Source organism: Bradyrhizobium sp. MI1.11 (assembly GCF_055811255.1).
Map to the genome: position 1 here is coordinate 120,891 of NZ_JBVVPM010000014.1, position 22,611 is coordinate 143,501.

The window sequence follows — 22,611 nt, forward strand, 5'->3', positions numbered from 1 at the left end:
ATCATGGTCAAAGCGCCCGCCCTCCTCCTGTTGTCGTTGGCGCTTGCCGGATGTGCCGTGGGCCCACAAGCGCACCTCGCCTCCGGTCCCGCCTTCACGCCTGCGCGCTATGCCTGGGACGGCGCTGGCGAAAATCCCAATCACCCGCGCGCTCCCTCAGGACCAGCACGCACGGCCCGATCCGAGCGCAACAGCTCGCAAGCAGGGCTTAAACCCTACTCGAAGGAATGGTGGCAGGCGCAGGACGGCATCGAGGCGGAACAGGACGCCAGGGTCAACCGTTCCCTCGTCATCTGCCAGGGATGCCTGCGCCCGCAGGCGCAGTCCGAGGATTCCAGGCTCGCCAAGGCGACCGATTGAAACCTCCGGACGATCAGGACCTGGTGGAAGTCCGGCCCCGTCGTCGCGAGAAGCGACCGGGAGCTACAACGCCCCGAGCTTCCGCAATGACTCCTGTGCGGTCGGCAGGCCCGGCTTCAATTCCAGCGCCTTCCTGAAATCGGCAATCGCGCCCTGTTTGTCGCCGAGCCGCAGCTTAGCCTGTCCGCGGTTGCTCCACGAGAACACGTCGGAGGGATCGTATTGCAGCGCCTTGTCGTAGTCGGAAAGGCCGCCCTTGCTGTCGCCCTGATAGAGCCGGATCATGCCGCGATTGCGCCAACCGCGCGCGTCGGTCGGCGCAACGCGGATCGCCTCGCCATAATCGGCGGCGGCGCGATCGAGCTGCTCGCTATCGCGATAGACGTTGCCGCGATCGATATAGGCGAGCAGATCGGGCGCAAGCTTGATCCGCGTGGTATAGTCGGCGATGGCGTGCGCCATGTCGCGCCTGCGGTAAGACACCAACGCACGATTGGCGTAGGCCATGGCGTATTTGGGATCGCGCTTGATCGCGGCGTCAAAGTCCGCGAACGCACCGTCGAGATCGCCCTTGTTGAAACGCGACTCGCCGCGATTGCTGTAGGCCAGCGCCAGCGACGGATCGAGCTTGATGGCCAAGTCGTAATCGGCGATGGCGCGATCATAGTCGCGCTTGAAACTGTAGACACGGCCCCGATTGTTGTAGGCGCAGGCATAGCCGGGGTCGCGCCTGACCGCATCGTCGAGATCGGACAGCGCCGCGTCGAGCTCGCGCTTCTCCGTCAGACCATGACCGCGATTGCAATAAGCGCCGGCGAGCCGAGGTCCGGTTTCGCTCTTGGTATCGACCACAGTCGAGCAAGCCTTGATCCGCTCGTCCGGCGTGCTGGCCAATCCGACGCAGGCCTCCCAGGCCGGACCGCCTGCCGCGGACGCCGGAGCCGGCGAGATCAGCGCGGCGAGCAGCGCCAGGAGGCTGAGCGGGACACGCATTTTCCGGATATCTCCCCTGCGGCAATCCCTCTTGGTCGCACCTTGGCAAGGGCCGGTTCAGGCGCCTAGATCAGAGGCAAGCAGCAGGTCGGAAGGATTTTGCATGGCGCCATCGGTACGGGACAACAAGGACAAAAGCCGCTTCGAGCTCGATGTCGGCAGCGAAATCGCCTTCGCCAATTACCGGCTGACGCCGTCGGCGGTGATCATCACCCACACCGAGACGCCGCGCGCGCTGCGCGGCCGCGGCATCGGCTCCGAGCTGGTCAAGGGCGCGCTGGAATTGATCCGCCGCGACGGCAAGAAGGTGATCGCCGGTTGCGGATTCGTCGTCGACTATCTCGACAGGCATCCGGAAGATGCGGATCTCGTCGCCTGAATGCAAAAGGGCCCGCGCGATCGCGGGCCCTTGGGTTACGACCGGGGGACCGGTCAGTGCTTGATCTCCGGCGGCAGCTTGCCGCCATTGGCGGCGAGCTTGGACATCACCTGCTTGTGCAGCCAGACGTTCATGGTCGCGGAATCGTTGGTGTCGCCGCTGTAGCCAAGCTCCTTGGCGAGGTCCTTGCGCGCGGCGAGGCTGGAATCGATGTCGAGCGCCTTCATGAGGTCGACGATCGAGGTACGCCATTCCAGCTTCTCGCCCTTGTGCGCGGCGGCCGCCGCGTCGACGATCGAGGCAACGTCCACCGTCGCCGCGGGCGCCGATCCGCCCGGCGCGGGCCCTGCGGGCGCGCTGCCCGACGGTGCGCTGCCTGCGGGCGCGGCGGAAGCTGGCTGGCTACCGAAGATCGCGCCCATAATTTTCCCGAAAATGCTCATGTCTGCTCCCCGAAAAGGACCCGCTGGAGGGCCTTGAGTGGCACTTATAGACCAAGTTGCGTCGTTGCGCCCGCAAAGTTCCGCGGACCAGCACGCAGCATCAGCTTATCTGCGGCGAAATGACGACCGAACGACATCATCGGGGTTGCGCTGCGGCATCGAATCTCACCCAAGCGTGAGGGACAGGACTCGCAAATGGGCGTAGGCTTGACGTTCAGTTCGCGATGCCATCCGGAATTCGCGTCTGGTTGGGGATCGTGAAACTTAGAATAGCGGCCGCTTGCGCCGTTTGCTGGCGCCAGATGCGGCTGCATGGCAAGGGAGCTAGCGACCATGGCCACACTCTACCAGGGCAATGTCCCCACCTTGGCCCAGACCGCAGAAGCGGCTGGACCGGTGATCCGAACCATCCAACTCTCCGATCTGCACGATGCGCTCAAGCGCGGCTGGGACGATTTCAAGGCGGTGCCGAGCCACGCCATCATCCTCTGCGTGATCTATCCTGTGCTGGGCCTCGTGCTTGCCCGCGTGGTGATGGGCTATTCAGTGCTGCCGTTGTTATTTCCGCTGGCCGCTGGCTTCGCGCTGATCGGCCCGTTCGCTGCTCTCGGTCTCTACGAGCTCTCCAGCCGGCGCGAGCGCCATGAGGAGGCCAGCGCCTGGGATGCCATGGAGGTGCTGCGTTCGCCCTCCTTCGGCGCGATGCTCGGTCTCGGCGCGCTGCTGCTGGCCCTGTTCGTGACCTGGGTTGCGACCGCGCAGGCGATCTACGTTGCCGCTTTCGGCTATGAAGGCGCATCCGGGATCTCGGATTTTCTGACGCGCGTGCTCACGAGCCGGCAAGGCTGGTGGCTGATCGTGGTCGGCTGCGGCACCGGCTTCCTGTTCGCCCTTGCCGCGCTCTGCATCAGCGCCGTGTCGTTCCCGCTGATGCTCGACCGCCATGCCGGCGCGTTCGAGGCAATGGTGACGTCGCTGCGCGTTGTCGCGAAGAACCCGGTGCCGATGGCGGCCTGGGGCCTGATCGTGGCCGTCCTGCTGGCGCTGGGCACGATTCCCGCCTTCCTCGGCCTTGCCGTGGTGGTCCCCGTGCTCGGCCATGCCACCTGGCATCTCTATCGCAAGGTAATCGCAGCCGATCCGGGCGCGCGTCCGGTGCCGCCTCCGCCGCATCGTCCACGCAAGCCGGCCGCCGACTTTCCCGCCAACCTCTTCCCCTGGCGCAATCGGACCGACGGCTGACGATATCGTGACATGCGATCCTGCTCCGGTGCGGGCAGGATCGCGCACTGTCATACGCCTTGCTTTGGCCGCGGTTTCCATCGAGATTGCACCCGCCGTTCAGATCACTTCACGGAATTTATTTGCTCGAATGACCCCGACGATTTCTCGTCTCGCCCTCGCAGCCTTAGCCCTCACCGCGTCCATCCTATCCGCCCAGCCAGCGCTCGCCGCTGTTGCCTGCGGTTCGGGCAATTTCGACGCGTGGCTTGCAGACTTCAAAACGGACGCCGCGGCCAAAGGCGTCTCGCAACAAGCCATTTCCGCCGGGCTCGCCGGTGTGACGCTCGATCAGAACGTGCTCAACCGCGATCGCTCGCAGAAGGTCTTCAGCCAGACCTTCGAGGAGTTTTCCGGCCGCATGGTGCCGCCGCGCCTGACGCGCGGCTCCAACATGATGAAGCAATACGGCTCGGTGTTGTCGCGTATCGAGCAGACCTACGGCGTGCCTGGCGAGGTGCTGGTTGCGATCTGGGGTCTCGAGACCGATTTCGGCGTCAATACCGGCAAGTTCGCAACCATCCGCTCGCTGGCGACGCTGGCTTATGACTGCCGCCGCGCCGAGCAGTTTCGCGCCGAGCTGTTGGATGCGCTCCGCATCGTCCAGCGCGGTGACCTCGCACCGGCCGACATGAAAGGCGCCTGGGCCGGCGAGCTCGGACAGACCCAGTTCATGCCGTCGTCATGGATGAAATACGCTGTCGATTTCGACGGCAATGGCAAGCGCGATCTCCTGCACAACGCCCCCGACGTGCTCGCCTCCACCGCGAACTATCTCGCCGGTTATGGCTGGCAAAAGGGTAAGGATTGGCAGCCGGGCAGTCCGAATTTCGCGGTGCTACAGCAGTGGAACAAGAGCGAGGTCTACTCGAAGACTGTCGCTTATTTCGCCACCCAGCTCGCGCGCGCCCCTTAGAAGCCCCACGGTTCGGCGTGTGTGCACTGCAGCAGCGCCGCGTTATGTCGATCCGCCAGGGTTTAGTCGCACCGCTGGCCCAGGGCTGGCAAAAGTGTACCCTCTCGCTTGTTAATGAATCTTAGTTCACTCTTAATGCCCGATCATCATGCGATTCGCGCATGCGAGACTTGGGTATAGAAGCTATTCGATCAACTTGCGGACGACCACAAAGCAACTTATCTGGCCCTGAGTGGAACCGCCTCATCCGCAGTAAATCCGTGAATTCACGGGCATTTTCAGTACACTTTTTCCCGTTCCGCCTACCCTTTGGGCGGGAGTGCTCCTGGGTTAATCGACCGTTACCAATGCCATGCACCCAGCGCTTAGCTGCATCGCAACATCGGAACTTTCGCACTGCACCACTCTCACTTATATTTGTTTCAACGATGAGGCTCGGGCAAGAGCTGAATCGAACTACAGGAGACTACCAATGCTGCTCTCGCTCATCCGCATGATCCAGGCTTTCCGGGACTATCAGCGCAATGTTGCCGAGCTGTCCCAGCTTAGCGATCGCGAACTGGCCGATATCGGCCTCGATCGCTCGGACATCCCGCGCGTTGCCGCCGGTCAGTATCAGGGCTGATATCGTTCAGCCTCAACCGGACGAACCGATAGCGCCCGCCTCGTGCGGGCGTTGTCGCATCCGGAGGCAGAAAACTCGATCTCGGCGATTCCACTGACCGCCGAAAAGCGCTACCTGTCCGCCCCATGACAGGACCCCAATCAAATACCGTGCACGTCATCGGCGCAGGCCTTGCCGGCTCCGAAGCCGCCTGGCAGGTGGCCAAATCCGGCGTGCCCGTGGTGCTGCACGAGATGCGGCCGACCCGCATGACCGAGGCACATCGCACCGACGGGCTTGCCGAGCTCGTCTGCTCCAATTCGTTCCGCTCGGACGATGCCGCCAACAACGCCGTCGGCCTGCTGCATGCCGAGATGCGCCGCCTCGATTCGCTGATCATGCGCGCAGCCGACGCCAACCAGGTGCCCGCCGGCGGCGCGCTGGCGGTGGACCGCGACGGCTTCTCAGCGGCCGTCACCAAGGCGCTGAACGATCATCCCCTGATCGAGATCGCCCGCGGCGAGGTCGCAGGCCTGCCGCCGGCCGATTGGAGCAACGTCATCGTTGCGACCGGCCCGCTCACTTCGGCGCCGCTGGCGGATGCGATCCGCGAGTTGACCGACGAGAACGCCCTCGCCTTCTTCGACGCGATCGCGCCGATCGTGCACCGCGAATCCATCGACATGTCGGTGGCCTGGTTCCAGTCGCGCTACGACAAGGTCGGTCCCGGCGGCACCGGCGCCGACTACATCAATTGCCCGATGACCAAGGAGCAGTATGACGGCTTCGTCGCAGCGCTGGTCGCCGGCGAGAAGACTGAGTTCAAGGAATGGGAGACCAACACGCCCTATTTCGACGGCTGCCTGCCGATCGAGGTCATGGCGGAACGCGGCCCCGAGACCCTCCGCCACGGGCCGATGAAGCCGGTCGGCCTCACCAATCCGCACGATCCCAGCACCAAGGCCTACGCGATCGTGCAGCTGCGCCAGGACAACAAGCTCGGCACGCTCTACAACATCGTCGGCTTCCAGACGAAGCTGAAATACGGCGAGCAGCAACGCATCTTCCGCACCATTCCGGGGCTGGAGAAGGCCGAATTTGCCCGCCTCGGCGGCCTGCATCGCAACACCTTTCTCAACTCGCCAAAGCTGCTCGACGGCCAGTTGCGCCTGCGCGCGCAGCCGCGGCTGCGCTTTGCCGGCCAGATGACGGGCTGCGAGGGCTATGTGGAATCCGCCAGCGTCGGACTGATTGCCGGCCTCTATGCGGCAGCGGAGGTGCGCGGCGAGACGCTTGCGGGTCCGCCTGCTACGACGGCGCTCGGATCCCTGCTCGGCCACATCACCGGCGGCCATATCGAGACCATCGAGCCCGGCACGCGCTCGTTCCAGCCGATGAACATCAATTTCGGCCTATTCCCACCGCTCGCCAGTGTACCGACGAAGAAGCCGGACGGAAGCCGACTGCGCGGCAACGAGAAGACGGTGGCCAAAAAGCAGGCGATGAGCGCGCTGGCGCTCGCCGATCTCGATCGCTGGATCGCCGATCACCTGCGCATTGCCGCCGCGGCGTGAGTTTTCGATGAACCTTCCCAAAGACGACGCCGCAACACTCTCGGCGCGCTGGACCGAGGGCGTGCTGCTCAAGCGCGACGTGTTCTCGACCGTCGAGCGCGGCCGATTCCGCGACGATGACGGCGAGGTCGACGCGGTGCTGCGCCGCCTCGACGAGGTGCCGTGGTGGTCATTCCTTTTGGCGCGCCATCTGTTCGCCCGCGAGACGCATGCGCTGGCACTCGCCAAGGGACTCGATGTCGGCCCGGAGCTGCTGTGGGCCGGACGCCGCGCGCTGGTGCGCAGCTTCGTCGATGGTGTCGCACTGCATCTGGCGAAACCGCATGGCGACCTCGCTTATTTTCGCTCGGCGAAGGCCGCGCTGCGACGGCTGCGCCGCGCCGGAATCTGCCACAACGATCTTGCCAAGGAACAGAACTGGCTGGTCGGCCGCGACGGTAGCGCCTATGTGACCGACTTCCAGCTCGCGGCCTGCTTCGACCGTCGCGGCCGGCTTTACCGGATCCTGGCGTATGAAGATCTCCGGCATCTGCTCAAGCACAAGCGATCCTACGCGCCCGAGGCGCTGACGCCGCGCGAGCGCAAGATCCTGGCGAAGAAGTCGTTCGCCGCCAGCCTGTGGCTCGCCACCGGCAAGAAGGTCTATCGGGCAATCACGCGCGGCCTGTTCAACTTCACCGACCGTGAAGGCGGCGGCCGAAGGCTCGTCAACGACGCGCCGGTGCTGGCGGAATTGATCCGCAAGAACCCCGCCGTGCGCGACACCGCCATCGTCGCGTTTGCCGACCGCCGCTCCGGTGTCGGCCTCTATGCCTTCGTCGAAGCCGATCAGGCCGCGCTCGAAGGCCAATTGCGGAACGAACTCAGCGCCGCCAAGGGGCCGAAGCCCCCGGAACACATCCAGGTCGTGCACGCACTGCCACGCAACGCCGACGGCAAGCCGCGCACGGAGATCCTGCAACTGGTCGCCATGAACCAGCTCGACCTGATCGAGCCGATGATGAAGAACGACCAGGACCGTGCTTTCCTCAAGGACATCCTGGAGCAGCGCAAGAACTTGCGCGACCGCTTCAATTTCGAGGCCGACCTGCCGGCGGGCTAGCGTGGATCACGCCTTGAAGCGTCCACATTGGCGATAGAGAAGCGATCCGATAATTCGAGCTTGGTGGGGGACTTGGCGGGGTCATGGGCACTCGGGGGACGATGATGCATCGTGTGGTAGGCGGCCTGATCGCCGGCCTTCTGCTGCTCGCCACCGCGCCCGTAATGGCCGAGTCTCCCGCCGAACTGATCTCCAGCTTCCGCCTCAAGCATGGCGAGGTCCGCGTCGTCCGCGATTCGACCCTCGACCGCATCGCCATGGACCAGGCGCACGCGATGGCGACAAAGGACGACCTCAGTCACGACGCCCTCGGTCCGTTCAACCGCCGGGTCGCACCTGCCGGCGCAGGCCGCGCCGCCGAGAATATTGCCTACGGCTACGACAATTTCGAGAAGACTCTGGGGCAGTGGATCGACTCGTCCGGACACCGCAAGAACCTGCTGCTGCACAACGCTTCCCGCGTCGGGATCGCGAGCGCGAAAAACGCCAGCGGCAAGCGCACCTATTGGGCAATGGTGATCGCCGGCGACTACGAGCCGAAGGGCAAAGGCAAAGGCAAAGGCAAGAAAGACGGAGAGCCCCTCGTTGCCGTGAAACGCGAAGCCGTTCCTGCAAGCAAGCCGAAATCCGGCGGCTGCCACATCAAGCTGCTCGGCCTCTGCATCTGAGGCGTGACGCCGCGCCGGAAGCATTGTTGCACGCGCTTCTCCGACCGGCCATTATGATCGCGCCGCTATCCTCAACCAACCTGAGGCGATCAATGGCCAAGAAGTACACCGCTCAATGCGCCTGTGGCGCCATCAAGTTCGAATTCAGCACCGATCCGTCCTTCATCGCCAATTGTCATTGCAACGACTGCAAGCGCGCTTCGGGCGGCGAGATGGCGACCTTCTTCGCGGTACCCGAGGACGATTTCACGCTTCTCTGCGGCAAGCCGAAGGCGTTTCACTACATCGCCAATTCCGGCAAAGGCCTGGATCGCAATTTCTGCCCGGAATGCGGTTCGCGGGTCTTTACCACTAATCTCGATAGCTTCCCCAAGACGGTCTTCGTCCAGTTGGGCAGCCTCGACCGGCCCGACCTCGTGGCACCGAAGCTCGAGATGTTCACCAAGCGTCGCATGTCGTGGAACATGCCGCTCAACCTGCCGCAGTTCGAGGAAATGCCGCACTGACGCGACGATAGTCCGAGCCGGAGATTTAGTTGATCAACATCGAGCGAATACGTGCCGACACGCCAGCCACCTCCCGGCTGGCGTACCTGCACAACGCGGGAGCTGCTCTCATGCCCGTTGCTGTCGTCGAAGCCATGAAGCAGCATATCGATCTGGAGTGCGAGATCGGAGGCTATGCGGCAGCCGATCGGGAGTCGCGCCGGCTTGATTCAGTCTACGGCTCTGTGGCCCGCCTGCTGAATGCCGCGCCGGATGAGATCGCCCTCATGGAGAACGCGACGGTTGCCTGGCAGATGGCTTTCTACGCGCTTCCATTTAGCAAGGGCGACCGGATCCTGACCGCCGAGGCGGAGTACGCGGCCAACTATGTCGCTTTTCTTCAGGTCGCCAAGCGAACAGGCGCCGCGATCGACATCGTGCCGAGTGATGCCAGCGGCGAACTCGACGTCGACGCGCTCGAACGCATGATCGACGAGCGCGTGAAGCTGATTGCGATCACCTGGGTTCCGACCAATGGCGGACTGGTCAATCCCGCAGCAGCCGTCGGCAAGATCGCGCGGGCGCACGGCATCCCCTATCTGCTCGACGCCTGCCAGGCGGTCGGACAGATGGTGGTCGACGTCGAGGCCATCGGCTGTGACATGCTGTCGGCGACGGGCCGTAAATTCCTCCGCGGCCCGCGCGGCACTGGCTTCCTGTACGTCCGCCGGGCGATGCTGCAGCGGCTCGAACCGCCGATGATCGACCACTACGCCGCACCCTGGGTCTCCCGGGACGCTTATCGGCTGCGTGACGATGCGCGCCGTTTCGAGACCTGGGAGAACAACTACGCAGCCCGGCTTGGGCTCGGCGCGGCTGTCGATTATGCCCTGGACATCGGGATCGGCCCGATCGAGCAGCGGTGCCGCATGCTGGCGGACCGCCTGAGGGGCAGCCTTGCGTCCATTCGCGGCATCAGAATTCGCGACCTCGGACGCACTCCGGGAGCCATCGTCAGCTTCACGGTGGACGGCTACGAGGCGGAGGCGGTCGTCAGCGGCGCGGCCGCAGCCAGCATCACGATCGGCGCCTCAGATCCGTCGAGCACGCGCATCGATGCCGAAATTCGCTCGCTGCCGCCGGTGGTGCGCGCCTCCCCGCACTACTACAATACGGAAGCCGAGATCGATCGGCTGATCGCCCATTTGGCGGGTTTGACGCCGCGATAGCGGCGGGCGCGCACAGCTCAGGTACAGCGCGCACTCAATCCGGATGCGCCAAGCTTCGCCATGACCTCGTCGAGATGGGCGCTGTCGCGGGTCTCGATCACCAATTGCAGCAACGTCGCCTTGGCCGGAAGATCCGAGAAGGTGCGCTGGTGCGAGACCTCGATGATATTGGCGCCGGCCTCCGCCAGCAGTGCCGCGACAGCAGCCAGTTGGCCGGGCCTGTCGGGGATGTCGAGCGACAATTGGGTGAGCCGCCCCTCGCGCGCCAACTCGCGGGTCAGGACCGATGCGATCAGCCGTGTGTCGATATTGCCGCCGCTCAGCACCAGCCCGACCTTCTGGCCGGCGAAACGGGACGGGTCGGACATCAGCGCGGCGAGGCCAGCGGCACCGGCGCCTTCCACGACCGTCTTCTCGATCGAGATCAGGGTCGCCACCGCGCGCTCGAGTTCGGCTTCGTTGACCAGCGCAATGTCGTCGACGAGGCGGCGGACGATTTCGGTTGTGATCTTGCCGGGCGTTTTCACCGCGATACCTTCGGCGAGTGTGTCGCCACGTGCCGGCAGATTGCCGTCGTGGATGGCGTTGTACATCGAGGGGTAGAGCCAGGCCTCGACGCCGAGGATCCGCAGCGACGGCTTGATCGATTTCGCGGCAATGGCGATCCCGCTGATCAGACCACCGCCGCCGATCGGGACGACCAGTGTATCGAGCTCCGGCACTGTCTTGAGTATTTCCAGCCCGACCGTTCCCTGCCCCGCGATGACAAGCGGATCGTCATAGGGATGGACGAAGATCATGCCGCGCGCTTCGCCGTGGCTGCGCGCATACGCGGCCGCCTCCTCTAGCGTGGCGCCCGTCACCACCACCTCGGCACCGTGATGCCTGGTGTTCTCGACCTTCACCATGGGCGTGCCGACCGGCATGACAATGGTGGCGGGAATGCCGAGCCGCTTGGCGTGATAGGCGACGCCCTGCGCGTGGTTGCCCGCCGACATCGCGACGACGCCCCGCACGCGCTCCTCCGGCGTCAGCGCCGTGAGGCGGTTGAGCGCGCCGCGCTCCTTGAACGAGGAGGTGAACTGGAGGTTCTCGAATTTCAGCCAGATATCGCAGCCGCAGATATTGCTCAGCGTGCGACTGTAGCTACAGGGCGTCTCGACGACGGCGCCGCGGATCGTCTCGGCGGCGGCATGGATGTCGGCCGGTGCGACCGGAAGGCCGCCCAGATCGGAAGATATGGTTTGGGACAACTCAGCCATAGGACAGCATAGAGCATTTGCCCGGCTCCGGCGATAAGCCAACCGCTATTTGGTAAATTCCCGCGAACGTGAAGCCCGCCAAAGCGTCCACAGCGTACGCAGCCGCGATGACGGTTGCGGCGCAAATGGATTGCGCCCGGGTTGCGACAGGCGCTCAAGGTCGGCCCTTACCTGGCTCAGCGGCAGAAACGCTGGCCGAGCCGACACCGGCACCTCGGGCAACAGCGACAAGGCCGTGGTCAAATGCTGCCCGGCCTCGCCCACGAGCTGGTCCAGGACGGCACGCAAATTCGGCGTCTCCTTGCCGGCGAACACGTCCTCCATGTTGCAATCGTGGCTTGCCAGAACTTGCTGCGGCAGGAACAATTGCCGGTGCGCCGCATCACGCGGCAAGTTCGTGATGACTTGCGCGATGCCTTGAGCCAACCCCGCATGCCGCGCGAGATGCTCGGCTGGGTCCAAGGGTGACGCCATGATCCGCGCCGCAAGAGTAAACAACGCCGAACAGGTCGCGGCCAGATAGCCTTCGAGAGCCGTCATGGTCGGCATTGGGTCGTTGTAGAGATCGAATTGATGCTCGTCGACGAGCAGCGACAGCGGTTCGACCGGCAGGTCGAAATCACGGATTGCGCGGAGCAGCTCCGCCGCCACCGGATTGCCCTCGGCGCTGCCATGGACTTGGCCCGACAGCATGTCGGTCCACCATTGCAGGCGGATTTCACCAGGCAAGGGCTGGCTTACCTGGTCACGGACGCGGACGATCTCGACATTGAAAGCATAGAGCGCCAGCAGCGCGCGGCGCTCGGCAGCGGGCGCGAACAGGGTCGCGGCATAGCGAGCAAAGTCGTGGCTGCGCACGAGGTCAGCACAGAACGCGGCAGAATCCGGCGGCGGCGCGGAGCCGCTCATGGCACGGCGATCAGCGCGGCCGCCACGCGCCGCCGTTCGCCGATCATGATGTTGTAGGTACGCACGGCGGGACCGGTCTGCATCGTGTCCAGAACCACCCTCGCCGCTTTAAGCGCCTGGCGCAGTTCCGCCGGCGGCAGCCAGACCCCGGTTCCGGTGCCGATCAGGAGCGTGTCGATGCTGTTGGCGGACTTGAAGACTCGATCCAGCGAATAGCGGTCGATCTTCGCGGGGTCCGTTATGTCCCAGGCCCAGATCGCGTCGGGCAGGCAAAGCAGCGATCCCCGATGCGACATGCCGGCAAAGGCAAAGCCGCCCTTGCCATAGGCTTCGATCGGCGCCGAGCGGGGGAAATGCGGTGCGTTGGGATCGCCGGCCATGAGCTTCGTCCGAATGAGCTTACTGCCCTCGCAAACTCCTGCGAGGGCATGCGGTTCGGATCATGCCTTGCTTTTCTTCGCCGGCGTAGCCTTATCGACCGCATCTTCGCGATGCTCGCCGACGCCGAGATAGATCAGGATCGGGGCTGCAATGAAGATCGAGGTATAAGTGCCGACCAGCACCACGCCGAACATCATGACCGCGGTGAAGCTGTGGATGGCATGGCCGCCGAACAGCAGCAGAGCCAGCAGCGCCAACGTCACGGTGAAGTGGGTGATGATCGAGCGCGACAGCGTCGAGTTGATCGATTCGTTGAGGAGCTGCGGCATCGGCATCTTCTTGTAGCGCCGCAGCATCTCACGGATACGGTCGTAGATGACAACGGTGTCGTTGAGCGAATAGCCCAAAATCGTCAGAAGCGCCGCGATGCTGGTCAGGTCGAAATCGACCTGACTGATCGACATGAACCCGATCGTCAGCACGATGTCGTGCACGTTGGCGATCATGGCGCCGAGCGCGAACTGCCACTCGAAGCGGAACCAGAGGTAGACCAGGATCGAGACGATCGCGAGCATCAGGCCGAGCATGCCCCAACTCAGCAGTTCGCCGGAGACACGCGGCCCCACCACCTCGACGCGGCGATACTCCACGGACTCGCCGAGCGCAGTGCGGACCTTGTCCACGGCTGCCTGCTGCGCCTTGTCGCCGCCCGGCTGCTCAGCAACGCGAAGCAGCACGTCAGCGGGGCCACCGAATTGCTGCAGCTGGACTTCGCCGAGTCCCAGGCTGCCAAGGGTCGTGCGCATCTGCGCAAGATCGGCGGAGCCCGACTTGGCCCTTACCTCCATCAAGGTGCCGCCCTTGAAGTCGATGCCGAAGTTCAGGCCATGGGTAAAGAACAGCGTGATGGCGACGATCGACAGCGCCGCCGAGATCGGGAAGCTGATACGGCGGAAGCGCGTGAAGTCGAAATGCGTCTCGTCTGGCACGATGCGCAGCGACGGCAGGAGGCCAAGCACGCTGACCACGGTCAGCACGGCAATCAGGACGCCGAGAGAAATGAGAACGAGTTGAGTAGTGGTCACAGCCGGCCTCGAATGATCAAATCGGCACAGTTTTCGGCCGCGTCCACTGCACCCACCATGCGACGATCAGGCGGGTCATGGTGAAGGCGGTGAAGACCGTGGTGATGATTCCGATGCCCAACGTCACTGCGAAGCCGCGCACCGGTCCGGTGCCGATCATGAACAGCACGGCAGCGGCAATGAAGGTCGTGATGTTGGAATCGAGAATGGTCGCAAGCGCCCGCTTGAAGCCTGCATCGATCGCCGAGATCGGGCTTCTCCCGCCGCGCAACTCCTCGCGGATGCGCTCATATATCAGCACGTTTGAGTCCACCGCGATGCCGACGGTGAGCACGATGCCGGCGATGCCGGGAAGCGTCAGCGTGGCACTGAGCAGCGACAACAGGCCGAAGATCATTGCGACGTTGATGGCCACCGCGATGTTGGCGAACACCCCGAACAGCCGGTAGGTCAAGAGCATGAAGATGACGACCAGGATCGAGCCGACGTAAGCCGCAAGCTCGCCCTTCTCGATCGAGTCCTGGCCGAGACCCGGACCGACGGTGCGTTCCTCGACCACCGTGAGCGGCGCAGGCAGGGCGCCGGCGCGCAGTAGAATCGCGAGGTCGTTGGCCGACTGCACGGTGAAACTGCCGGAGATCTGGCCCTGGCCGCCGGTGATCGGCTCGCGAATGACCGGCGCCGAGATCACCTTGCCATCGAGGATGATCGCGAAGGGCACCCCGACATTCTCCTGCGTGGCCTGCGCAAACTTGCGCGCTCCAGAGGTATTGAACGTGAAGCTAACGACCGGCTCGTTGGTACGCTGGTCAAAGGTCGCCTGGGCGTTGGTCAGGTCGCCGCCAGCAACCAGCACCTGCTTCTTGACCACATAGTTGGGCGGCGGCGGCGTGGCCGCCGGCAGCAGTTCGGAATCCGGTGGAATCCGGCCCTGCTGCGCCTGGTCCGGCGGCACCGAGGGATCGACCATGCGAAATTCCATTTTCGCGGTCTTGCCCAACAGTTCCTTCAAATGGGTGGGATCCTGCAAGCCCGGCACCTGCACCAGGATGCGGTCATTACCCTGACGCTGGATGATGGGCTCGACGGTGCCGAGCTCGTTGACGCGCTTCTCAACGATCTGGATCGACTGCTCGATGGTCTTGCGCATGCGGTCGAGCATCGCGGCCTCTGGAATACTGAGGCGGATCAATCCGCCACCAGCATCGGCGACCTCAAGGTCGCGCTGACCGCTGGACCCCATCAGGCCGCCAATCGGCTGCGCAAGCTCGCGCAACTTGGCGAGCGCCGGCTGCGCGTCGGTGTCCTTGGTGATGCGAACCTCGACCGCGTCGTTGCGCACGGTGACGCCACCGGTGAAGCCGATCTTGGCCTCGCGCAGCACGCGACGGACGTCGTCGCGGATCTGGTCGAGCTTTTCCTTCTTCACATAGTTGGAATCGACCTCGAGCTGCAGAGAGGAGCCGCCCTGCAAGTCGAGACCCAACACCAGCCGCCGCTGCGCCCAGGCGGGCCAGGTCTTGACCTGCGCTTCGGGGAAGAAGTTCGGGACCGCGCAGAGGCACACGATCAGCGCCGTCAGGATGATCCCGAGCGCCTTCCACCGCGTGAAATACAACATCGACTGGACCTGTCAGATCAGGAGACTTGCAGGAAGACTTGAGAGACTCGCGGAAGCGCTCACTTCGCCGCGGCGTCGTCCTTGGCGCTTTCCTTGGATTCCTTGGCCGGCTCGCCCTTGGCGCGCACGCCGGAGACCATCGAGCGCATCTGCCGCACGCGCACGCCATCGGCGATCTCGAACTCGATCTGGTCGTCGTCGACGACCTTGGTGACCTTGCCGACGAGACCGCCCGAGGTCACGACGGTGTCGCCGCGGCGGATGTTCTTTACGAGGTCAGCGTGGTCACGGACCTTCTTCTGCTGCGGACGCAGAATCAGGAAGTACATGATCACGAAGATCAGGGCGAATGGCAGCAGCGACATCAGCATGCCGCTGGTGTCGCCGGCGCCCGCAGCCTGGGCATACGCAGGGGTAATCAACATTCGGACGATCCTCGTGAGAACGGGGGAAAACCGGTCAGGCCCAAATGGCGACCGGTTCGGTCAAATTCGCGCGGACTATAGCGGCCATTGCCCCAATTGCAACGCTGCCAGACCGCCCTTTTAGCCACCTTGCGGCGCGCGCTCAGGCCCGATAAGGCTGCATTCTCAGGAACTTCGGACATGCCCCAAAAACCAAGCAAAAGCCCGGCCGGCAAAGGCCCCCGCACCCCTGCCGCGAAGCCAGCCCGCGTCGCGGCAAAACGTCCCAAGGCAGCCCTCAAAGCTGCTTCCAAAGCGACTTTCAAGACGATTTCCAAGGCGACTTCCAAGGCCAACCAAAGCGTCTCCCAGGAGCGCATCGTTCGCGCGCTGGAGACGATTGCGGCGCACCTCTCCGCGCAAGGCAAGCCCGCCGTCGAACGCGAGTCGTTCAAGCCGGCGGACGCTTTCGTCTGGCACCCGGACGGCCGTCTTGCCGCGGTGCCGCGGGTCAGCCGCGTCGAATTGTTCCTGCTTAAGGGCGTCGATCGGATGCGCGACATCCTGATGGAGAACACGGAGCGTTTCGCCAACGGATTGCCCGCCAACAACGCATTGCTCTGGGGCGCGCGCGGCATGGGCAAGTCGTCGCTCGTGAAGGCGGCGCATGCCAGCATCAACACGGAGCGCAAACCGGCCGACAGACTGAAGCTGATCGAGATCCATCGCGAGGACATCGAGAGCCTGCCCGCGCTCATGGAGCAGCTTCGCGCCTCATCCTTCCGCTTCATCGTGTTCTGCGACGATCTCTCCTTCGACGGCAATGATGCGTCCTACAAATCGCTCAAGGCGGTGCTCGAAGGCGGCATCGAAGGTCGGCCGGAGAACGTCATCCTCTACGCCACTTCCAACCGCCGCCATCTGCTGGCGCGCGAGATGATCGAGAACGAGCGCTCGACCGCGATCAATCCCGGCGAAGCCGTCGAGGAGAAGGTCTCGCTATCGGATCGCTTCGGTCTCTGGCTCGGCTTCCACCGCTGCAGCCAGGACGAATATCTCGCGATGGTGCGGGGCTATTGCAGCCATTTCGGCGTCAAGGTCGACGATGACGCGCTGGAGCGCGAGGCCCTTGAATGGTCGACGACGCGCGGCTCGCGCTCCGGCCGCGTCGCCTGGCAGTTCGTGCAGGAGCTTGCGGGACGGCTCGGCGTCAAGCTGACGGCGACGTAGCGGGAGCTAAGAGCCGCACTCACACCTGTCATTCCCCGCGCAAGCGGGGAATCCAGTATTCCAGAGACAGTTTTGATCGATCGAGACGCTGCGGCGTACTGGGTCGCCCGGTCAAGCCGTGCGACGACAGCTTTCGTGCCGAGGCAACGCTGGCCTCACGCCCCGTTCAGGAATTGAAGCGGGTCAACCGGGCTCGATCCCTTGCGGATCTCGAAGTGGAGCTGCGGCGACGCCACCTCCCCGGATTGACCCGACTTGGCAATGACCTGGCCGCGCTTGATGGTATCGCCGCGCTTCACCATCAGCTCACTCGCATGGGCATATGCGGTGACGTAGCCGTTGGAGTGCCGAACCAGGACGAGATTGCCATAACCTTTCAGCTCGTTGCCGGAATAGGCAACGACACCGTCTTCAGCCGCCTTGACCGGCGTACCCTCGGGCACCGCGAGATTGATGCCGTCGTTGGACTTGCCATTGGTCTTGGCGCCGTAGCTCGTGACCACCTTGCCGCGCACCGGCCAGCGGAAAGTCGGCAGCGCGCTGGTGGTCTCCGCAGCTTTCGCCGGAGCTTCAGCGGTCTTCTCTTCGACATTGGCAGTGGCCTGGGCCAGGCGCGCGCTTTGCACCGGCGCGACGGCCGCCATCTTGGTGGCGGGCGCAGGCGCGGCCGCAACGGGTTGCAGCGTTCCGGCAACGGGAGCGGCTCCGACCGGAGCCGCGGCAAGCGGTGCTGCGACGGCGGCGGTCTTGGCGCCGGGCACGGCCAGCCTGGTGCCGAGCTTCAGTTTCGCAGAGGGATCGAGCCCATTGGCGCGGGCCAGTTCAGCCGCCGAGATATGGTTCTTGCGGGCGATGCTGGCGAGCGTGTCGCCGTGGTTCACGAAGTGCGTGCTTGACGGCGCGGCAACGGCTGCAACCGGCTTCGCAGCAGGCGCCATCGCGGGGGCAGCGGCAACGGGAGCCATGAGCGGCGCGGGCGCAGCGGCCGTAGCCTGGTGCGGAATGATCAGTTGCTGGCCGGGCGAGAGCGCGCGCGGCCCCTTATAGCCGTTGGCGGCGAGAATCGCCTGCGGCGTGACGCGATAGCGTTTGGCAAGCAGGTCGAGCGTATCGCTGGTGCCGACGATGATTTTGGTTCCACCGACCGGCTGGGCGGCTGCGACCGAGCGCGGCGGCACGGTGGCCGTGGTCTCCAGATGCGGCTGCGCCGGGGGTGCGTAGGAGCCGACACCGCGACCGCCTCCGGACACGCCGCCTGCCGCAACGGGGTAGGATTGCGGCGCGGACACCGCCGGCGGCAAAGGCTGCGACTGATAATAACCGGACTGGGTCTGCGGCCGCGAATATTGCGGCAACTCACGCTGCGGCGGCGGTGCCTGTTGCACCGAACCGGTCGATTCCTGCGCGAAGGGATTGGAGAAGTTCGACTGGGACATGCGCGACGACATGTCGGCGCTGCACCCTGCGAAGCTGAAGGAGATCAGCGCCAGCACCGCGACCTGCGGCACCCGGCGCGAGTAAAGCAACTCGGCGGCAACGGACATGGTTACTCACTCGTACGCAACAGAACTGGTGTTTTAAGTAAACACGCGCCGAGTAAATAACGGCTTAACCCTCCCAATAAGATGTTGGCAGCACAGCCAATCCGGAATTCTACAGCTCCCGCGCCACGCCGGGCAGCGCCGGCACGAAGCGGACTTCGACGAGTTCCTTGCGCTCGATCCCGGCTTCCGTCCGGCTCAGGCGGATCAGCGTCTGCACCCCCTGATGCGGACCGACGGGCGCGATCAGGATGCCGCCCACCTCCAGCCGCTCGACCAGGTTCTCCGGGAGCTGCTCCATCGCGGCCGTGACGATGATGCGGTCGAACGGGCCGATATTGGGAGGCAGATTGAGGCCATCGCCCAGCATCACCTCGACGTTGTGATAGTTGAGCTTTTCAAGCCTGATCCGTGCGGCATCCGCAAGCTTGCGGTAGCGCTCGACCGTCAACACCTGGCCGGCGAGCCGCGACAGCACCGCCGCCTGGTAGCCCGAGCCGGCACCGATCTCGAGCACGCGGTGCCTCTTCTGAAGCTGGAGCTGCTCGGTCATGTAGGCGACGACGAAGGGCTGGCTGATGGTCTGCCCGCAGGCGATCGGCAGCGCGCTGTCGCGATACGCGCCGTCGCGATCGGCGTTGTCGACGAATTGATCGCGCGGCACCTCCTCCATGGCCCGCAGGACCGCCTGGTCGCTGATGCCCCGACGCCTCAGCGTGAGCTGAAACATCATCTTTTCCGGCGGGTGCTGATGGGAAGTCATTGCCTGCTTGTGCTGTCTTTGCGGTCCGGGACGCCGAGCTGGGGCGCTAGATTCTTGTTCCGGCTCAGGGAACCCATGATAGGCTTCGGATGGGAGTAGTTGACCACAAATTGGCTTGCAACGGGCAAGCCGCGACGGCCATTTTCATGCATCCGTTCGTCAAAACGCGCATTGCGTCGATTCATGTTATCTGCGAACGTTTTTGACAATGGGCAAGGACTCGACCATGACCGCGACGGGGCTTACCGGCCGCTCTGTATTCCTCGTCGAAGACGAGGTGATGATCAGGATGATGGTCGCGGACATGCTCGAAGAGCTTGGCTACAAGATCGCAGCCGAGGCTGGCGACATCACCGAAGCCATGCGGCTCGCCCAGGCAACCGAGTTCGACATCGCCATTCTCGACGTCAACGTCAACGGCAAGGTCATCTCGCCGGTCGCCGACGTCATCAAGGCAAAGGGCTGCCCGTTCATCTTCGCCACCGGATACGGTTCCTCCGGCCTGCCCGAGCAGTACCGCGATCGGCCGGCGCTTCAGAAACCATTTCAGCTCGACGCCCTCGGCAAGACCATCGAAGCCGCGCTTCGCGGCGGCTAGGCCCCGTTCCAAGTCGGATTACTTCAGCGTCGGACTTACTTCAGCGTCGCACTCAGCGCCTCCGAAAACGCCTCGTTGGTGCGGTCGAGCCGGAGCGGCGTGACGGAGACGTAGCGTTCGCGCAGCGCCGCGAGATCGGTGCCATCGGCGGGTGTATCAATCATCGCGGTGCGCTCGAAGCCGATCCAGAAATAGGGATTGCCACGGCCGTCCTTGCGCTCGTCGATCTTGAGGAAGCCGAGATTGCGCTTGCCCTGCCGCGTCACGCGAATGCCCAGCACATCCTCCGGCGCGCAAGCCGGGAAGTTGACGTTGATGACGGTGTCCTTCGGGATGCCGGCGGCGATCACCTTGCGCAGGATGTCGGGCCCGAATTTGCGCGCGGTGTCCCACAGCGGTCGGTCGCGGGTCTCGACGCTGAACTCCTGCGACAGGGCGAAAGACGGTAGTCCCAGGATGGTTCCCTCCAGCGCGCCGGCGATGGTGCCGGAATAGACCACGTCCTCGGCGACGTTGCGGCCCTTGTTGACGCCGGACAGCACGACATCGGGCAGCTTGGCGCCGAGGATGTGGCGCGCGCCCATGATGACGCAGTCCGTCGGCGTGCCGCGCACCGCAAAGTGCCGCGGGCCGACCTCGCGCAGCCGCAGCGGATCGTTCAGCGACAGCGAATGCGACACGCCGGACTGGTCGAGTTCAGGCGCGACCACCCAGACGTCATCGGACAATGCGCGCGCGATCTCCTCCAGGACCTTGAGGCCGGGGGCGTGGATGCCGTCGTCATTTGTGCAGAGAATGCGCATGGGAAAGGTCGATTCCTGAAGCGGGTCTCAGCCGTCTTATCCGGCCGGGGCCGATCAGGCAAACCGGCCGATCGGGGCCGGCTGCCGGTACCGGCTTGGCCGGCTATCGGCGAACGCGCCATTGCGGCAGGAAGCGCGCCAGCCGGCCCTCGGCGTGCAATTTCATCGCCGGCACGACCGGGCTCACGATCGGCGCCTCGATGACGCCGAGCGTCTCCAGCTGTGCGACGAACGGGTCCGCTACCGACGCCTGCGGAAAGCGTTCGCGTGCCAGCGACAGTGCCTGGTCGAAATCCGCGGCATTCACACCGGGCTTGGCCCGCCGGCTCTGGACCAGATCGTCGTCCCAGAGCCGCGTGATCCCGATGTCGAACACGCCACGCAGCCGCTGATCGAGAGCCTGGATGCCGGCACCCGTCACCGCCCATTGTCTGCCGACCCAGAAGATGTCGCGGTGCAAGGCCATGAACGAGGGGTTCGCGTTGTCGGGTGGCCGGCAGGATAACCGGCCGCCCGATCTTCGCAACCAAACGTTTCGACCGTTTCAGATTGGCAGCACGCCTAGTCGCGTGCGACCACCTTCAGCCCGCCCATATAGGGCTGCAGTACGCTGGGGACCGCGATCGAGCCGTCCTCCTGCTGGTAGGTCTCCATCACAGCGATAAGCGCGCGGCCGACGGCAGTGCCGGAGCCGTTCAAGGTGTGCACGAAACGCGGCTTGCCGTCGGGACCGCGCGAGCGCGCGTCCATCCGGCGGGCCTGGAAATCGCCGCACACCGAGCAGCTCGAGATCTCGCGGAACATGCCGCCATCGCCCTGCCCGGGCATCCAGACCTCGATGTCATAGGTTTTTTGCGCCGCAAAACCCATATCCCCTGCGCAGAGCGTCATCACGCGATAATGCAGGTCGAGCTGCCGTAACACCTCTTCGGCGCAAGCGAGCATCCGCTCATGCTCGTCCTTGCTGGTTTCGGCCGTTGCAATCGACACCAACTCGACTTTTGTGAATTGATGCTGCCGGATCATGCCGCGCGTGTCGCGGCCTGCCGCCCCTGCTTCCGCCCGAAAACACGGCGTCAACGCTGTCAGGCGCATCGGCAGCTCCCTCTCGTCCACGATGGATTCGCGAACCAGGTTCGTCAGCGGCATTTCAGCCGTGGGTATGAGCCACATCCCTTCCCGCGTGCAAAACATATCTTCGGCGGATTTGGGAAGGTTACCCGTCCCATAGGCCGTTTGCTCGCGCACCAAGAGCGGCGGGTTGATCTCGGTATAACCATGCTCGTTGGTGTGCAGGTCGAGCATGAACTGGCCGATCGCGCGTTCGAGCCGCGCCAGCCCCTTCTTCAGCACGACGAAGCGCGCACCCGAGAGTTTTGCCGCTGCCTCGAAATCCATGTAGCCGAGCGCGTTGCCGAGATCGTCGTGCGGCTTCGGCGCGAAGCTGTAGTTGCGCTTGTTGCCGAAGACGTGGTGCTGCACGTTGCCGTGCTCGTCGACGCCATCGGGTACCTCGTCGAGCGGCAGGTTCGGAATCGCGGAGAGCTCTTTCGTCAGCTCCTCGTCGGCGGACTTCGCCGCGGCCTCGAGCTGCGGCATCGTCGTCTTGAGTTCGGTAACTTCCGCCATCAGCTTCGCCGCGCGCGCCTCGTCCTTGGCCTTCTTGGCATCGCCGATTTCCTTTGAGGCCGCATTGCGCCGCGCCTGCGCCTGCTCGGAAGCCAGGATCGCCGCACGCCGGGTCTCGTCGATCGCTAGCAGCGACGCCGACATCGGCTTCAGGCCGCGTCGTGCGAGGCCGGCGTCGAAGGCTTGCGGGTTGTCGCGGATCGATTTGATATCGTGCATGGCCGAGGTCCTGGGGCAGCGCGTAAACATACAACGGCAAACGTTGTACGTCAGCGCGTCTCCCTAGCACTCTGTCATCGCCCGCGAAAGCGGGCGATCCAGTATTCCAGAGACGTCAGTGATTCCCCCGAG

25 protein-coding genes are annotated in these 22,611 nt (G+C 64.3%); 12 read left to right on the plus strand and 13 right to left on the minus strand.

The features are described from left to right. Positions 1 to 3 precede the first annotated feature (3 nt). Positions 4 to 360 (plus strand): hypothetical protein, encoded by a 357-nt coding sequence (locus AC0L30_RS16740; protein WP_007590711.1) that lies wholly within the window; start codon positions 4 to 6, stop codon positions 358 to 360. A 63-nt stretch (positions 361 to 423) separates the two neighbouring features. Here the strand turns inward: AC0L30_RS16740 and AC0L30_RS16745 are convergent, their stop codons facing one another. Further along, positions 424 to 1,353 (minus strand): tetratricopeptide repeat protein, encoded by a 930-nt coding sequence (locus tag AC0L30_RS16745; protein ID WP_473404736.1) that lies wholly within the window; start codon positions 1,351 to 1,353, stop codon positions 424 to 426. 103 nt (positions 1,354 to 1,456) lie between these two features. On the opposite strand from AC0L30_RS16745, the gene AC0L30_RS16750 reads away from it, so the two are divergent. Next, positions 1,457 to 1,732, plus strand: a complete 276-nt coding sequence (locus tag AC0L30_RS16750; protein WP_219685496.1) for a GNAT family N-acetyltransferase — start codon at positions 1,457 to 1,459, stop codon at positions 1,730 to 1,732. A 53-nt stretch (positions 1,733 to 1,785) separates the two neighbouring features. Here AC0L30_RS16750 and AC0L30_RS16755 read toward each other — a convergent pair whose 3' ends face one another. Next, a complete protein-coding gene (locus AC0L30_RS16755) occupies positions 1,786 to 2,175 on the minus strand; it encodes a DUF3597 domain-containing protein (RefSeq protein ID WP_219685497.1) in 390 nt (129 codons plus the stop codon). 333 nt (positions 2,176 to 2,508) lie between these two features. Between AC0L30_RS16755 and AC0L30_RS16760 the strand changes: the two genes are divergently transcribed. From AC0L30_RS16760 to AC0L30_RS16795, 8 genes are all read left to right on the plus strand, one after another. Next, positions 2,509 to 3,417, plus strand: a complete 909-nt coding sequence (locus tag AC0L30_RS16760) for a DUF2189 domain-containing protein (protein WP_219685498.1) — start codon at positions 2,509 to 2,511, stop codon at positions 3,415 to 3,417. A 130-nt stretch (positions 3,418 to 3,547) separates the two neighbouring features. Continuing rightward, entirely contained in the window at positions 3,548 to 4,372 is an 825-nt protein-coding gene (locus tag AC0L30_RS16765; RefSeq protein ID WP_354128846.1) for a lytic murein transglycosylase, read from the plus strand. A gap of 472 nt (positions 4,373 to 4,844) precedes the next feature. Then, the gene (locus tag AC0L30_RS16770; RefSeq protein ID WP_007590701.1) at positions 4,845 to 4,997 is read left to right on the plus strand and encodes a DUF1127 domain-containing protein; all 153 of its coding nucleotides are present in this window, start codon (positions 4,845 to 4,847) and stop codon (positions 4,995 to 4,997) included. Positions 4,998 to 5,122: 125 nt separating this feature from the next. Next, complete coding sequence (gene trmFO, locus AC0L30_RS16775; protein ID WP_007590691.1) at positions 5,123 to 6,550, plus strand: methylenetetrahydrofolate--tRNA-(uracil(54)-C(5))-methyltransferase (FADH(2)-oxidizing) TrmFO; 1,428 nt, start codon at positions 5,123 to 5,125, stop codon at positions 6,548 to 6,550. A gap of 7 nt (positions 6,551 to 6,557) precedes the next feature. Beyond that, positions 6,558 to 7,652 (plus strand): serine/threonine protein kinase, encoded by a 1,095-nt coding sequence (locus AC0L30_RS16780; protein WP_007590689.1) that lies wholly within the window; start codon positions 6,558 to 6,560, stop codon positions 7,650 to 7,652. Positions 7,653 to 7,756: 104 nt separating this feature from the next. Next, the gene (locus tag AC0L30_RS16785) at positions 7,757 to 8,320 is read left to right on the plus strand and encodes a CAP domain-containing protein (RefSeq protein WP_473404737.1); all 564 of its coding nucleotides are present in this window, start codon (positions 7,757 to 7,759) and stop codon (positions 8,318 to 8,320) included. A gap of 92 nt (positions 8,321 to 8,412) precedes the next feature. After that, positions 8,413 to 8,826 (plus strand): GFA family protein, encoded by a 414-nt coding sequence (locus tag AC0L30_RS16790; protein ID WP_007590685.1) that lies wholly within the window; start codon positions 8,413 to 8,415, stop codon positions 8,824 to 8,826. 29 nt (positions 8,827 to 8,855) lie between these two features. After that, positions 8,856 to 10,034 carry an aminotransferase class V-fold PLP-dependent enzyme gene (locus AC0L30_RS16795; protein WP_035992621.1) on the plus strand — a complete coding sequence of 393 codons (1,179 nt, stop codon included), beginning with the start codon at positions 8,856 to 8,858 and terminating at the stop codon, positions 10,032 to 10,034. Positions 10,035 to 10,051: 17 nt separating this feature from the next. On the opposite strand, the gene AC0L30_RS16800 is transcribed toward AC0L30_RS16795, so the two are convergent. The 6 genes from AC0L30_RS16800 to yajC are packed head-to-tail and all read right to left on the minus strand — an operon-like array spanning position 10,052 to position 15,717. Beyond that, positions 10,052 to 11,296: a threonine ammonia-lyase gene (locus tag AC0L30_RS16800; protein WP_007590682.1), complete on the minus strand. Its 1,245-nt coding sequence runs from the start codon at positions 11,294 to 11,296 to the stop codon at positions 10,052 to 10,054. A 45-nt stretch (positions 11,297 to 11,341) separates the two neighbouring features. After that, positions 11,342 to 12,205 (minus strand): phytoene/squalene synthase family protein, encoded by an 864-nt coding sequence (locus AC0L30_RS16805; protein ID WP_007590680.1) that lies wholly within the window; start codon positions 12,203 to 12,205, stop codon positions 11,342 to 11,344. Further along, the gene (locus AC0L30_RS16810; RefSeq protein ID WP_007590678.1) at positions 12,202 to 12,585 is read right to left on the minus strand and encodes an Mth938-like domain-containing protein; all 384 of its coding nucleotides are present in this window, start codon (positions 12,583 to 12,585) and stop codon (positions 12,202 to 12,204) included. The genes AC0L30_RS16805 and AC0L30_RS16810 overlap by 4 nt, the downstream gene beginning before the upstream one ends. Positions 12,586 to 12,645: 60 nt before the next feature. After that, positions 12,646 to 13,671: a protein translocase subunit SecF gene (secF, locus tag AC0L30_RS16815; protein ID WP_007590676.1), complete on the minus strand. Its 1,026-nt coding sequence runs from the start codon at positions 13,669 to 13,671 to the stop codon at positions 12,646 to 12,648. 16 nt (positions 13,672 to 13,687) lie between these two features. Continuing rightward, positions 13,688 to 15,292, minus strand: a complete 1,605-nt coding sequence (gene secD / locus AC0L30_RS16820; protein ID WP_007590675.1) for a protein translocase subunit SecD — start codon at positions 15,290 to 15,292, stop codon at positions 13,688 to 13,690. Between the two features lie 59 nt (positions 15,293 to 15,351). Further along, on the minus strand, positions 15,352 to 15,717 hold the full coding sequence (gene yajC / locus AC0L30_RS16825) for a preprotein translocase subunit YajC (RefSeq protein ID WP_007590674.1): 366 nt from the start codon (positions 15,715 to 15,717) through the stop codon (positions 15,352 to 15,354). A 180-nt stretch (positions 15,718 to 15,897) separates the two neighbouring features. Between yajC and AC0L30_RS16830 the strand changes: the two genes are divergently transcribed. After that, the gene (locus AC0L30_RS16830) at positions 15,898 to 16,926 is read left to right on the plus strand and encodes an ATP-binding protein (RefSeq protein ID WP_007590673.1); all 1,029 of its coding nucleotides are present in this window, start codon (positions 15,898 to 15,900) and stop codon (positions 16,924 to 16,926) included. A 155-nt stretch (positions 16,927 to 17,081) separates the two neighbouring features. Here AC0L30_RS16830 and AC0L30_RS16835 read toward each other — a convergent pair whose 3' ends face one another. Further along, positions 17,082 to 18,470, minus strand: a complete 1,389-nt coding sequence (locus AC0L30_RS16835; protein WP_007590672.1) for a LysM peptidoglycan-binding domain-containing M23 family metallopeptidase — start codon at positions 18,468 to 18,470, stop codon at positions 17,082 to 17,084. A gap of 109 nt (positions 18,471 to 18,579) precedes the next feature. Beyond that, on the minus strand, positions 18,580 to 19,230 hold the full coding sequence (locus AC0L30_RS16840) for a protein-L-isoaspartate(D-aspartate) O-methyltransferase (RefSeq protein WP_473404738.1): 651 nt from the start codon (positions 19,228 to 19,230) through the stop codon (positions 18,580 to 18,582). 226 nt (positions 19,231 to 19,456) lie between these two features. Between AC0L30_RS16840 and AC0L30_RS16845 the strand changes: the two genes are divergently transcribed. Continuing rightward, positions 19,457 to 19,828, plus strand: a complete 372-nt coding sequence (locus AC0L30_RS16845) for a response regulator (protein WP_007590670.1) — start codon at positions 19,457 to 19,459, stop codon at positions 19,826 to 19,828. Positions 19,829 to 19,863: 35 nt separating this feature from the next. Here AC0L30_RS16845 and surE read toward each other — a convergent pair whose 3' ends face one another. The 3 genes from surE to serS all read right to left on the minus strand — a co-directional run bounded on the left by surE (position 19,864) and on the right by serS (position 22,479). Then, positions 19,864 to 20,631 (minus strand): 5'/3'-nucleotidase SurE, encoded by a 768-nt coding sequence (gene surE, locus AC0L30_RS16850; RefSeq protein WP_007590669.1) that lies wholly within the window; start codon positions 20,629 to 20,631, stop codon positions 19,864 to 19,866. A gap of 103 nt (positions 20,632 to 20,734) precedes the next feature. Beyond that, the gene (locus AC0L30_RS16855; protein ID WP_007590660.1) at positions 20,735 to 21,097 is read right to left on the minus strand and encodes a hypothetical protein; all 363 of its coding nucleotides are present in this window, start codon (positions 21,095 to 21,097) and stop codon (positions 20,735 to 20,737) included. A gap of 95 nt (positions 21,098 to 21,192) precedes the next feature. Continuing rightward, positions 21,193 to 22,479 carry a serine--tRNA ligase gene (gene serS / locus AC0L30_RS16860; protein WP_354128850.1) on the minus strand — a complete coding sequence of 429 codons (1,287 nt, stop codon included), beginning with the start codon at positions 22,477 to 22,479 and terminating at the stop codon, positions 21,193 to 21,195. Positions 22,480 to 22,611 lie beyond the last annotated feature (132 nt).